This is a genomic window from Leptothermofonsia sp. ETS-13, assembly GCF_049200465.1.
GTDB lineage: Bacteria > Cyanobacteriota > Cyanobacteriia > Leptolyngbyales > Leptolyngbyaceae > Leptothermofonsia.
Genome location: NZ_CP120836.1, coordinates 737,030 through 750,341, shown reverse-complemented (window position 1 = coordinate 750,341; position 13,312 = coordinate 737,030). Strand labels below are relative to the sequence as shown.

At 51.3% G+C, this 13,312-nt stretch carries 7 protein-coding genes; 3 read left to right on the top strand and 4 right to left on the bottom strand.

Features of this window, described 5'->3' with window-relative positions; genetic code table 11:
- The first annotated feature begins 71 nt into the window (after positions 1-71).
- From lysS to P4D80_RS03430, 3 genes are all read left to right on the top strand, one after another.
- Positions 72-1,622 (top strand): lysine--tRNA ligase, encoded by a 1,551-nt coding sequence (lysS, locus tag P4D80_RS03440; protein WP_421657450.1) that lies wholly within the window; start codon positions 72-74, stop codon positions 1,620-1,622.
- 119 nt (positions 1,623-1,741) lie between these two features.
- On the top strand, positions 1,742-1,966 hold the full coding sequence (locus tag P4D80_RS03435; RefSeq protein ID WP_421657449.1) for a hypothetical protein: 225 nt from the start codon (positions 1,742-1,744) through the stop codon (positions 1,964-1,966).
- Between the two features lie 502 nt (positions 1,967-2,468).
- Complete coding sequence (locus P4D80_RS03430) at positions 2,469-4,466, top strand: amylo-alpha-1,6-glucosidase (protein ID WP_421657448.1); 1,998 nt, start codon at positions 2,469-2,471, stop codon at positions 4,464-4,466.
- A gap of 297 nt (positions 4,467-4,763) precedes the next feature.
- Here the strand turns inward: P4D80_RS03430 and P4D80_RS03425 are convergent, their stop codons facing one another.
- The 4 genes from P4D80_RS03425 to P4D80_RS03410 form a co-directional block, all read right to left on the bottom strand.
- Positions 4,764-6,422 carry a hypothetical protein gene (locus tag P4D80_RS03425; RefSeq protein WP_421657447.1) on the bottom strand — a complete coding sequence of 553 codons (1,659 nt, stop codon included), beginning with the start codon at positions 6,420-6,422 and terminating at the stop codon, positions 4,764-4,766.
- Between the two features lie 662 nt (positions 6,423-7,084).
- On the bottom strand, positions 7,085-8,773 hold the full coding sequence (locus P4D80_RS03420; RefSeq protein ID WP_421657446.1) for an iron uptake porin: 1,689 nt from the start codon (positions 8,771-8,773) through the stop codon (positions 7,085-7,087).
- A gap of 383 nt (positions 8,774-9,156) precedes the next feature.
- Positions 9,157-10,908: a pentapeptide repeat-containing protein gene (locus P4D80_RS03415; protein ID WP_421657445.1), complete on the bottom strand. Its 1,752-nt coding sequence runs from the start codon at positions 10,906-10,908 to the stop codon at positions 9,157-9,159.
- Between the two features lie 886 nt (positions 10,909-11,794).
- Positions 11,795-13,225, bottom strand: coding sequence for an aldehyde dehydrogenase family protein (locus P4D80_RS03410; RefSeq protein WP_421657444.1), 1,431 nt, complete (start codon positions 13,223-13,225; stop codon positions 11,795-11,797).
- Positions 13,226-13,312 lie beyond the last annotated feature (87 nt).

Below are 13,312 nucleotides of genomic sequence, written 5' to 3'. Positions count from 1 at the left end.
GAGGCAGCAATGCTCAAGCCGTTCGTCAGAGGATTCAGGGTTGCTCCTGTGCCAGCTTAAAACTATTTTCTATGTCTCGCGATCGAACCCCCGAACCTCAAAGCGCCTCGACTCTAGAAGAAATCCGTGCCACCCGGCTGGCAAAGGTTGAGCAACTGAAGCAGGTAGGGCAAACTCCCTATGCTTACCGTTGGGAAGTCACCCACCATGCGGCGGAACTGCAAGCCAAATTTGCCGATCTTCCTAATGGGGAAGAAGATCCAACTGAAGTTGCAATTGCTGGACGCATCCGAACCAGGCGAACCAGCGGAAAAAATCTGGCTTTTTTTGACCTGCAAGACGAGACAGGCAAAATCCAGCTTTTCATTGAGCGATCCCAACTGGAGCAGGGAATGGCAGACACTCCCAATGCCTTTGATCATTTAGTCAAGCTGACGGATGCTGGCGACATTATTGGCGTCAAAGGCACCCTCAGACGCACTCCTAGGGGAGAACTGTCCGTCAAAGTGGGTCAATACGCCATGCTAACCAAATCCTTGCTGCCTCTACCAGACAAGTGGCACGGGTTGACCGACGTGGCCAAGCGCTATCGCCAGCGCTATGTCGATCTAATCGTGAACCCAGATGTGCGAGAAATCTTCCGGCGGCGGGCACTAATTACCGCATCCATCCGCCGCTACTTGGATCAGCAAGGCTTCATTGAGATCGAAACCCCTGTCCTTCAGACTGAAGCAGGCGGCGCAGAGGCTCGCCCTTTCATCACCTACCACAACACGCTGGAGATGGAGTTATACCTACGGATCGCCACTGAACTGCACTTAAAGCGGCTGATTGTGGGGGGATTTGAAAAGGTATTTGAGCTGGGACGGATTTTTCGTAATGAGGGAATTTCAACCCGGCACAACCCAGAGTTCACCACCATTGAAGTCTACCAGGCCTACGCGGACTACCAGGACATGATGCGGCTGACCGAAGCCATCATCACCACCGCCGCTCAAGATGTGCTAGGCACCCTCAAGATTACCTACCAGGGGGAAACTATTGACCTGACCCCTCCCTGGCGCAGAATCACCATGCACGATCTGGTGAAGCAGGCAACGGGTCTAGACTTCACCCAGTTTGAAACCCTGAAGGAAGCTAAAGCAGCGGCAAAGCTGGCTGGGCTGACTGATATTGATGACTGTGAATCAATCGGTAAACTGCTCAATGAAGCCTTTGAGCAAAAGGTAGAGCCAACCCTCATCCAGCCCACATTCGTGTTGGATTACCCAGTCGAAATTTCTCCCCTGGCGAAACCTCATCGCTCTAAGCCAGGCCTAGTTGAACGATTTGAACTATTCATTGTAGGGCGGGAAACCGCAAACAGTTTCTCAGAATTGACCGACCCGATTGATCAACGAGAGCGCCTGGAAGCCCAGGCCGATCGCAAAGCCGCTGGAGATCTGGAAGCCCACAGCGTGGACGAAGACTTTCTGACCGCCCTGGAACACGGCATGCCCCCAACTGGTGGTCTGGGGATTGGAATTGACCGTCTGGTAATGCTGTTGACTGATAGCCCCAGCATTAGGGACGTTATTGCTTTTCCCCTACTTAAACCAGAGAAAGGGGAGGATTCTCCCTAACCATAGTGCTCAATCTATAGTCAGGCAAAGGAATTGATTGCCTCAAACCCTTGCACTGAAAGGGTTCGGGATGATTTTATTAAAGCAGAGTAGTCCATTACCAGTCTGGAGTTCAGCGAATGTCCTTAGCCACTCACTCTTCTGTTTCGACTCAAATCGTTACTGTCCTTAAGCGCGAAGACATTCCCGCTGAGCGATTTCAGATCGTTTCCATTGGCGACAACAACTCAGCTTCTACTCCCCTCCGCACCTTTCCCACCCAGGGAGAGGCGACCTCATGGCTGCTCTGCAACGGTTACGCATGGGTAAAAGATTCCAACCCGCAACAGTGGATTAAATCTTAGTTTTTTTTAGTTTTTTTACAAGAGATTCAATGACTACATAACAGCTCCAAAAATTTACTGGGTGGGGTTAGGCGGCTTCCCCACCTTTTTTTATTGAGAGGCTTTATGAGAAAGGGCTCCATAGGAACCCTTTCTCATTAATCTAAACTTTCTCCTAATCCAAATAGGATTGCTATAGCTCTACGCGGGTGCGTTAGGACATTGGAATTAGAGAGGGAGTGGGGGCTTCGCCCCCAGCCAGGGGTGGAACCCCCGCACCCCGTCCTAACCATAATGACTACCGCTATATATTACGTAACCGCCTTTCTTCTCATCGAAATTTAAGCCTCTATCGGCTGTTGGCTCATTCTAGAGACCTAAATTTTCCTATAGATACAGTGATCCCATCGGATTCGGTGGAAGCATAATGCAGAATGGCTTCTTACAGGGATTGCATTTGACCTAATTTGTCGTTGGGTCAGAAGGTTAATGGACAGTTGGAGGTTGATAGGGAGAGGCGATTATGCCAGTGGGGATCAATTTTGGACGGGAAGTTTGTGGCAATTTGAATGAAGCAGAAGCAAGGGAGTGGCTGGTCACTAATGGAATAGGTGGTTACGCTTCTGGCACGGTGGCAGGTCTATTGACCCGGCGCTATCACGGATTATTGGTTGCGGCGTTAGAGCCCCCCCTGGGACGAACTTTAATGCTGGCCAAGCTGGATGACACCGTGCTGTATGGCGATCGCTTCTATTCCCTGCACACCAATCGCTGGTCGGATAGCACCATTGGTCCCCATGGTTACCGCCATATTGAGCGGTTTAGTCTGGAGGGAACCATTCCAACCTGGCGTTATGCCTGTGCTGATGCTTTGCTGGAAAAGCGTGTGTGGATGCAGCCGGGCGCTAACACAACCTATGTCTACTATCAACTGCTGCGGGCAACCCAACCGCTAACCCTGACAGTAAAGGCAATGGTCAACTATCGTGACCATCACAGCAGCACGCGGGGCAACGGCTGGCGAATGACGATTTTACCAATCGATCGCGGAGTCGATATCTCAGCCTTTCCTGATGCTGTGCCGCTGAGGCTCATGAGCGATCGCGCCGAAGTTACCCCTTTTCACGATTGGTATTACGGCTATGACCTGGCTGTTGAACGTAGTCGCGGATTAGATAACCATGATGATCACCTGCACGCCGCAACTTTTCAAACCACCCTCCAACCGGGGGAAACCCTTACCCTAGTCGCCAGCACAGAACAAAGATCCGAGTTAGAAGGCGAGGCGGCGTTGAAGATCCGTCGTAACTATGAACAAAAATTACTGGGGCTGTGGAAGAGCAATCGCCCCGTGGACGCCAAGGAAATTCCAGCCTTTGCAAACCGCCTGGTACTAGCCGCTGACCAGTTTGTTGTTAGCCGCCCATCTTTTGACGAACCCAGTGGTAAAACCATTATTGCCGGATATCCCTGGTTTGGCGATTGGGGGCGCGATACAATGATCAGCCTCCCCGGTCTTACGCTAGCCACAGGTCGTCCCGAAATTGCCCGCTCGATCTTGAGAACGTATGCCCGTTATGTCGATCAGGGAATGATCCCCAATCGTTTTCCCGATGAGGGGGAAGTGCCTGAGTACAACACTGTCGATGCAACCCTCTGGTATTTTGAGGCGGTGCGTGCCTATTATGGTGTCACAGAAGACGATGACCTGGTGCAAGAACTTTTCCCTGTACTAGCAGACATTATCGACTGGCACTGCCGGGGTACCCGCTACAATATTCACCTCGATTCCGCTGATGGGCTCCTCTATGCTGGAGAGCAGGGTGTGCAGCTTACCTGGATGGATGCCAAGGTAGGAGATTGGGTAGTTACACCCCGCATTGGTAAACCAATAGAGGTCAATGCCCTCTGGTACAATGCTCTGCGAACTATGGCAAAGCTGGCCCGCCGGGTGGGTAAACCTCATCAAGAGTATGAGGCGATCGCCGATCGCGCCCAGGCAAGGTTTGTTCGCTTCTGGAACCCCAACCTGGGCTACTGCTATGACGTACTCGATGGTCCAGAAGGAGATGATGCATCCCTTCGTCCCAATCAAATCTTTGCGGTTTCTTTACCCGAAAGCCCCCTGAGTCTGTCTCAACAACGCAGCGTGGTGGATATCTGCGCTCGAACATTGCTAACATCCCATGGTTTGCGATCGCTGGCTCCCGATGATCCCAAGTACCAGGGGCGTTATGGTGGTGATCAGCGACAACGGGATGGAGCCTACCACCAGGGGACCGTTTGGGGATGGCTGTTGGGTCCCTTTGTTCTGGCTTACCTGCGAGTCTATGGGAATCCAACTCAGGCTCGCGCGTTTTTAGAGCCGATGGAAAACCACTTTTATGCTCATGGAACTGGCAGTTTGAGCGAAATCTTTGATGGTGACCCGCCCATGACCCCCAATGGTTGCATTGCTCAAGCATGGACCGTGGCAGAAGTGCTGCGCGCCTGGTTAGCGACTGAGCATTCATTAGGGTAAGGAGACGCCTGAACAGGCATCTCCTTCAAACCTATTTGTCCGTCAAGATTTCAAACCTATTCGTCCGTCAAGATATAGCTGTCGCCAGGTTGCTTAGGACATCAGTTTTAAGGGGGGGTGGGGCTGCGCCCCCAGCCAGGGGTTCCACCCCTATACCCCGTCCTAAGCCTGGTGGCTATAGCTATAGATTTAAGGGGTAGCTCAAATCTATAAAATCTATTTCCAGGGTGTTTTGAGGGGTTGAAAAACCTCAAAACAGTCTTGACAGACCACTTCTACCGACAACTAGAAATGCGACTACGGCGTGGTTGTTCCGGGGGACGTCGTGGTTCCAGGGGGGGTGGTACCAGGAGTTGTCGTACCAGGAATTGTTGTAGTTCCAGGGGGGGGAGTGGAATCGTCATCATCACCAGTGGTATTTATTTCCTCTGGCGGGAGCTGTCTTAATCCAACCAGTCCAGGAAAGACTCGGCTAGGTAATCCAACTTCTTGATAAGCCGCAATAACCCGTCTGCGGCGACCTAATGCCCGACCCCGACCACGCTCACGCTCTACAAAAATGATCCGACCATCATCATCACGCTCTACAACCACCACAGCGGGAAGACTTCCCTGGTAGATCGTGTAAGTCAGGTTGCCGTAGACAATATCGTCATTGTTATCGTCATCATCATCATCCCGGTCAACCACCAGTAAGGAAGGATTGAAGAGCCGGATATAGGTCGTCGAGGGGTTCAGTACCACATTGGTAAAGGCAACGCTGGTTGTAGTGGTGCTGGTGGAGATGATGGTCGTGTTGTTGATTAGTGTTTGAGTTTGGATAACATTAAACTCAGTGCCGTTATTATTAACTCCAACAAAGGGTACGAAGTTTACAGTACCGTTAATACCAGTTATGAGATTGAAGGCAACGTTGCCGATGCTTTTGCCTTCGAACTTTTGATTGCCCTGTTCAAACTTGAATTCGGTATCCTTTCTGGCAGTGCCAGTGAAGCTCACCGAACTGTTGCCGAACGCCACATAGCCAGGACCCTCGCCCTTAATTGAGTACTTGAGTGGACCGGTTGCTATTGCCAGATCCAGGGAATTTTCCTTAACGTCAAATGGAGAGGTGATCTGAATAGCCAGATTCGCGATCGACCCTTCAATTTTGAACTCACGTGTTCCCGGAGTACCAACGCTTTGCACTTTGAACTGGGTGGTTGGACCTTCAAACTCCAGTGTGTCCCCATCAAAATCGGCAAATGAGGGAATCACGTTCTGCCCTTCAAAGTCAAACTTGATTCGCCGCCCCAGTTCAACTGGCACGATCGCCACATCGCTGGAGGCACGGAATTGAAGGTTGGAAGGTAAGCCGATGCTATCTCCAGTCAGGGTAGCGGAGAATGGTCCAACCTGTAATTGCCCCTGATCAGTCGTGAAGGAAGTACTGGATTGGGGCGAAAGGGTAATGGGTGCAATGGGCAGGAAAATCAGAGGCGCCGCCCCTTCCTCAGCCGGGCTGATCAGGGTTCCACCCTGAAGAAATGCCGGGTTAAACGTGTTTAACGTAAAACTAAAGTTGGTTGGGATTCCCTGGAAGAAAACGGGACTGCCATTGCTGGAAAAAGCAACCCCTGACAGGGTTCCTGCCAATCTTCCGGTATCGCCACTGTCGGGCAGGCTATTGCCATTCACGTCGGTAAAATCGGCAGCGCTGGGAATGAAACGCGAAGTTGTAGAGGTGCCGTTAGGGGTAACAATTCTCAACGTTTTGATGGCGGTGTCAAACAGAATGGGAGAACCGCTGGGTGAGGTGGTTCCAGGCACAAAGAAAGCAGCATCCCCAGTGGCCTGCCCCCCGGTCACTGGAATTTGGGCATGGGCTGCGGTTGCGATCGCCCAACTCCCCGCCAACATTCCTAAACAAGCGGTAAATCGCGTCGTGTAATTCTTCACAGTAGAATCCTCCAGCATTGGTTGAATGGATTAGAAATGCACCGCAAATAGCGTGTTTGAAGGAAATCGCTTTTCCTGAAAGGACTCAACAGGGGGAATTTTGTCGCCAAAACAATTCCGAACCCCAATCCAGGATCAGCGCTTCGGTAGCAAAAAAGACCTGCCAGGTAAATTCAGTTTGAGATGCGGTAGGTACGAGTGATGAATTTTACCTAATAATCTCAAGAGCGACTGCTCTTAAAAAAAGTTCCTGAACCTGTCTCAGTTCACAGAAAATTTATCTATTTAGCCAGCAACAGGGTTACCAGATCATAGTTTTGTACTGGTTTTTCTGAGCACAGTGTTAATACTGAGATCTGGATTGATCCTGCCTTTATGAGAGGGGAGAAAAGAGGAAAGAAGCCAGGGGTCAGGGAATAGGGGCTAGGGAATAGGGACTGGGGGTCAGAGAATAGGGATTGGGACAACTGAGAACTCAAAACTTAAAACTCATAACTTACCCGTCCACTCATCCACTCCATCACCCCATCACCTGCTGGCCTACTGCCATCACTATTTATAGCTGTCGCCAGGTTGCTTAGGACATTGGATTTAAGGGGGGTTGGGGGCTGTGCTCCCAGCCAGGGGTTCCACCCCTGCATCCCGTCCTAAGCCTGGTGGCTATAGCTATACGATCGCACCTAGAAGGTAAAAGTCGTTCGCAGGACACCGATTGTGATGGTGTCGTTATTGTCGTTGTGTCTTGGGTTGAAAATGACAATCACACCGGGAGTGAGGCTGATGTTATCTGACACCCGGAAACGGTAAAACGCTTCAACGTGGGTGGTTCTACCTGGTTGGTCGCCGGGGCCAGCCAGGACATTCCCCTCCGTAACAAAGCTGGGGACGTTTCTTCCTGTTGGTAAGTCGCTGCTGATAATGCGTGGTGGTTGCCCGACGTAGATTGCTCCTAAGTTGCCTGGTCCACCCAGGTCGGGAAAGTTGAGGAAGCCCATCCAATTCAGAGTTTCCACACGACCGCTGAAGCCTTTCAAATCTGACGTCGTGTAACCAACCCAACCTCCGACGGTGAGCCAGCGGGCTACTCTCCAGGAAACTGTTCCACCAAAGGCATTGGTTTTGATGGGAGCACGCAGTGTGAAGGGGTTGGGCAGTGCCAGTTGATCGTCGCCAACGCTGGTACCCAGGAAACCGGAGGGAGAGTAGGCATTGACATAGTTCAGGGCAATATCAACGGCGTTGAAGGCATTAATGGTAAGTTGGGCACCCGCGGTGGTTGCACCATTGCGTCCGCCGAACAGGCCGCCATCGGCGGGATCTTCTGCCCGGTTAGAGGTATAAACTCCTTGAAGTGAAATGGTGGGGGTAATTTGCCAATCAAAACCAGCCCCCGCACCGTCACCACCAATGTTAAGGATGGGATTCCGTTGGGCAAAGCGGGAGATGGGACCAAATCCTGCACTCTCGACCCGGTTTGCGCCCCGGAAAACGTTGACCATGTTAACTCCGGCAGCTCCGGCAATGACGGCAAAGTTGTTGCCAATCAAATGGCGGTAGGTGAGGTCACTAATCTGAACTCGATTACCCGTATCTGCTTCGTATCCCAGGAGTACGTCATTGGTTAACAATTGTTCACCATAGCTTCTGCCTGTACCTGCTTGCAGCCCGGTTAATAGAAGGCTGCGATCGCTGAACTGGGTATAAAGACTGAGCTGAATATTGCTGATGACGTTAATTTGATCGGAATCATCACTGAACCGAAACCCTGCCAGATCCACCTTTGCTTCATTCCGTCCCTGCACACCCAGAATGACCTGTCCAAATAATTTGGTGGTAGTTGAGAATTGTTGAGTTTCCAGGGTTGCTGCACGAACCTCCAGAGCATCTACCCTGCCGCGCAGTACTGCCAGTTCTGCGGCAAATTCTTCTTGTAGCTTTTGCAAGGCAACCAGATCTTCTTTGCGAGCCAGATCAGCGGTTCCGGCAGCAATTAACTCGCTAATGCGATCCATACAGGCGTTGAGACCGGCAGCAAATTCATAGCGGCTCAGGGCGCGGTTGCCCCGAAAGGTTTTGTCTGGGTAGCCGACAATGCAGCCGTAGCGCTCAACCAGGGATTGTAGTGCCTGGAATGCCCAATCTGTTGGCTTGACATCTGTTAGTTGGGAAACGGACGTGACTTGCTCCATGCCATCAGCACTGGGGACCATATCCGCAGCTATGAGGTCTCTGGTGTTGGTGACAGGCTGGTCGGCAAGACTGGCGTCTGCCAGGTTTTTGGAAATGGGAACTTCTGAAGTGGTTGCCGAGAATGCCTCTGCTGGCTGCCCGGTTGCTGGTACTGTATGGGCAATGGTAGGCCCAGTCATTAAAAACCCCAGTACTGCTGATGCCAGCACTGGGGATCGGTTCTTTTCAAACACAGGTGATTTCTTAACCATGCCTACTCCTTCTCCTCAGCATGAAAAACGACGCATCGGGAGATGCACACACCACACCTTTGAGCATCCAGTTAAGTATTGACGGCTCATCCCAAAATCTAACGCCTTTGATCCCGCTTCTAGCCCTAAACCGACTAAGGTTTATCAAACTTTAAGGATGGAGATCCTGCAAATCTATAGCAGGTGGCACTATAGCAGGTGGCAGGGTTAGTTGTTAGTTGTTAGTTGCTAGTACAGAAATACTCATCTACCCATCTACGTCATCCACTCTATCACTCCACTCTCACTCCTTTAGCGATTTAGGAGTCCTTTTAAGATTGTTGAGATTGGGTCCAGAGGAGGGCGATCGCTAATCTGACGGCCTGCCCTACGGTTGAGAGCCGAGCGGATTCGGCAGCAGTTTTTTCCCATCGCAATAGGTGCTCGCGGAAGCCGCAATCGCGTTTTGCCCGTTGGGCAATTACCCGTCCGATGATTTTCTTTTGAATTTCTTCGGTTGAGATTCCCTGGCGATTCAGGAAATCCAGCAAATTTTGCACACTTTCAACAAATTGCTCAGGTGCCTGTGACATCATGATGTGTTGAATCTGACGCACGACTTCCTGGTAAAGACGCTCTCGGCGATCAGCGGAGGGCAGCGATTTGGGGGGCAACTCGTCAGGTTGGGGAGGGGGTTCCAGTGCCAAATTCGGGTTTCCAAAATGGCGATCAATTTCTAACAATCGAAATAGCTCAGCCTGTTTAGACAAAAGGCGCTGCAAAATCGCTGGATAAATCTGGAAAATCCGTCTGATCACAACCTTGGCATTCACCAGGCGATTAGCTGCCAGGCGAAGCAGGTAATTATCTTCGACTCGTTCGTAGGACTTAACTGTTAAGTTCAGTTCGTGGCTTTCCAACTCCAACTGGGCCAGAGTAAAGGCCAGAGCTTGCCAGTTAGGAGGCTCGGTGAAATATACCTCAATGGATGGTCCATCTTGCCGATACTGGCGCCCTAACTCTCCTGGCTCTAGTTCCCGCCCAGCGGGGTAGCGTTCTGTTGGGCTTTTGGTCTGGTAGTTGAATTGGGTAAAGATATAACGGCAATCCACTTTGGATAAGTCCAGGTCTTCGATATGCCAGTTGTGGATGCAACAGCCCGTCACCCGTGCCCCATCCAGGTTGGTGCGGATGAGATGACTTTCTAGCAGGTAAGCATTTGTGAGGTCTGCTTCACTCAGGGTGGTATCGCTCAGGTAGGCACCGCTGAGGTCTGCCCGGCGCAGGTCTGCACCTCGCAGATTAGCTTCTTCCAGATCAGCCCGTAAAAGAAAAACGTCTTGAAGGTTTGCTCGCAATAGGTGAGCTTTATGAAGATTGGTTTTAAGCAGATAGGCCCCAGCTAAATTTGCCCGGCTAAGATCAGCGCTACCTAAGATTGCTTCGCTCAGGTCAGCTCCAGTCAAAATCACGCGGTGCAGGTCTGCTTCGCGCAGGTTGGCCTGTCGCAAGTATACTCCGCTCAAGTTGGCTTCAATCAGGTTGGCACCGACGAGGCTAGCTTCTCGCAGGTTAGCTTCTTCCAAATGAGCTTCGCGCAGGTTGGCCTGATCGAGTTTGGCGCCAGCCAGATTGGCGCGGCGCAGATTCGCTTCCATCAGTTCAGCAGAGGTCAGTTGGGCACCGCTGAGTTTTGCCCGTTCTAGATTGACCTGATCGAGTTTTGCGGCCTGGAGGTTTGCCCCCGTCAAGTCTGCTTCCTGTAGAATGGCCCAGTTAAGGTCAGCCTGTTGCAGTTGGGCTAACCGCAGGTCTGCTTTGCTAAGGTTTGCTCCACTAAGTGCTGCCTGGTTGAGGATGGCATGGTTGAGGGAAGCGTTGCGCAAATCTGCTCGTCTCAGGCAGGCTCCGCTCAAGTTGACGCGGGTTAAGAATGCCCAACTCAAGTTTGCCCCCGTTAAGTCAACCCCTGTAAAGTTTATATCTCGCAGGTTGACTCCGCTCAAGTTGGCTCCGCTGAGGTCAACATGGGAAAAGTCCCGCTCTCCTCGTTGATAACGCTCTAGCAGATCCTGTACTTGCATAGTGATCCTTGAGGCGAGATGGAAAAGATTGGCAAATAAAAAGGCCTCTTATTAAGAATGGGAGCAGTCATAAGAATGGGAGCAGTCAATAGTGAGCAAATCTAAGTGGGCGCATGGGTGGATGGGTAGAACGAGGATCACTATGAAATGCTCTGATGAGTAATAAAGCTTTATTAGTTTTGTGGAGTCTATTTGTGGAGTCTATAAATATGGGTTTTCAGGAAATTTGCGATCGCAAACAGTGAAGCAAATTATATCGGGGAGTGAACGAAGAGGGGATAGGGGGTTATGGTGCTTTTTGAAGTTGTCATATCTAGTTTAGGGGAAGTGAGGGGGAAGGGGGAGGAGTCAGGAGACAAGAATCAGTAGCCAGGAATCAGTAGCCAGGAGTTGGGAATGGGAAGTGGATGGGTGGATGAGTGGGAGAGTAGGAGCATGATGGAGTGGGGGGTGTTCTAGAAACGGGGCTCTGACTCCTTGAAACCCTGATTCCCTCGACCCCCTTTCCAGCATTGCCACAAAAAATTTGACAAACTCGATTGAGAGTGTTGGGCTTGGTTGAAAAGTCGCATTCGCAAAAGCTTGTCTAGTTTCAGTTCCTTAAGGCAGACGATGGAATCGGTTCTGAAGGATGCTGTGTCCTAAATAGTCCTGTCTATAGCTATATAGCTCTACGCAGGTGCATTAGGACATTGGAATTAGAGAGGGAGTAGGGGCTTCGCCCCCAGCCTGGGATTCACCCCGTCTTAACCATAACGACTACCGCTATATAGCTGTCGCCAGATTGCTTAGGACGTTGATTTTAAGAAGGTGTGGGGGCTGCGCCTCCAGTCAGGGGTTCCACCCCTGCACCCGTTCAAATTTCAAGCAGGATCGTTATATAGCTCTAATCAGCGATGAAAACACTCTTTAATTCGCTGTAATGAGCCAGCACTGCCAATCCCAATTCGCGTCCAATACCGCTGCGTTTGTAGCCACCGAAGGGAGCTTCGAGGTGAACGCTGTGCCCAGTGTTGATGGAGATCACGCCAGTTTCAATCGCTTTTGCAACGCGTAAAGCACGGCTAATATCTTGAGTCCAGATGGAGCCGGAAAGCCCATAGAAACTGTTGTTGGCGATCGCAATAGCTTCTTCCTCATGATCAAAGGGAATTGCACAGACTACGGGACCAAAAATTTCTTCCTGAGCGATGCGTGAGTTTGGTTTGACATCGGCAAAGATAGTTGGTTGCAGAAACGCACCCTTTTCCAAATCGGTTTGAGCGGGAATGTTACCTCCACAAACCAGCGTTGCGCCTTCCTTTCTGCCAATTTCGATGTATTCCTGGACGCGATCGCGATGCCCAAATGATACCAGCGGTCCAATTTCTGTATCGTCGTTCAATGGCATTCCTAATTTCAGTTTTTTGAACTCATTGCTGAGGCGGTAGAGGAATTCTTCGTACAGGGGACGTTCCAGCAACAGGCGCGATCGCGCGCAACAGTCCTGTCCAGCATTTCCCAGCACACTCCACATTGCTTTGGGAATGACTTTATCCAGATCGGCATCGACAAATACGAGATTGGCAGATTTGCCACCTAATTCCAACGTGACATTCTTAATGTCATCGGCTGCCAACTTCATCACTTGCGTGCCGATTTCAGTAGAACCTGTAAATGAGACTTTGCGGACAAGGGGATGGCGAACGAGTGCGTTGCCCGCTACACTACCCGGTCCCGGTACAACATTGAAAACTCCTGCGGGAACACCTGCTTCCAGTGCCAGTTCTGCCAATCTCAAAGCAGTCAATGGCGTCTGGGAAGCAGGCTTGAGCACAATCGTATTGCCCATCGCCAGGGCAGGAGCTACTTTCCAGGAGGTAATGGCGATCGGGAAATTCCAGGGAGCAATCAGGCCACACACTCCAATCGGTTCGCGAAAGGTCAGGCTGGTGCCTGCCGCCGCAACCGGGTTGACGGTACCACCAAACTTGTTAACGGTTCCGGCATAGAACTCGAAGCAATCGGCGGCCAGATCCACTTCATCGCGGGCATCGCGGATCGGTTTGCCAACGTTGCGGCTTTCCAGTTGTGCCAGAGCTTCCCGATTCTCCCGAATCAGATTAGCCAGGCGCAGCAGGATCTGGGTGCGATCGCGGGAATTTACCCGACGCCACCCTGCCCGTGCCTGATCCGCAACCTGCACGGCCCGATCCACATCCTCAACTCCGGCGGCTGCCACTTCCATCCAGGCTTCACCCGTTGCTGGATCGATTAGTTGGGTTGTCTGTCCAGAAACAGTGGGGACGCGATCGCCTGCAATCAGTAACTTTTCCATTTTCTAATGCCAATCTATTCGTAGAAGCCAGAAGTCAGGAGAGGAAGGGAGTGGGTGGGAGGGTGGGGGAGTGGAGGGGTGATAGGG

Excerpts from the sequence above, each read along its gene's own strand:
- lysS (WP_421657450.1), top strand. The coding sequence starts at position 72 with ATGTCTCGCGATCGAACCCCCGAACCTCAAAGCGCCTCGACTCTAGAA.
- P4D80_RS03435 (WP_421657449.1), top strand. The coding sequence starts at position 1,742 with ATGTCCTTAGCCACTCACTCTTCTGTTTCGACTCAAATCGTTACTGTC.
- P4D80_RS03430 (WP_421657448.1), top strand. The coding sequence starts at position 2,469 with ATGCCAGTGGGGATCAATTTTGGACGGGAAGTTTGTGGCAATTTGAAT.
- P4D80_RS03425 (WP_421657447.1), bottom strand. The coding sequence starts at position 6,422 with ATGCTGGAGGATTCTACTGTGAAGAATTACACGACGCGATTTACCGCT.
- P4D80_RS03420 (WP_421657446.1), bottom strand. The coding sequence starts at position 8,773 with ATGACTGGGCCTACCATTGCCCATACAGTACCAGCAACCGGGCAGCCA.
- P4D80_RS03415 (WP_421657445.1), bottom strand. The coding sequence starts at position 10,908 with ATGCAAGTACAGGATCTGCTAGAGCGTTATCAACGAGGAGAGCGGGAC.
- P4D80_RS03410 (WP_421657444.1), bottom strand. The coding sequence starts at position 13,225 with ATGGAAAAGTTACTGATTGCAGGCGATCGCGTCCCCACTGTTTCTGGA.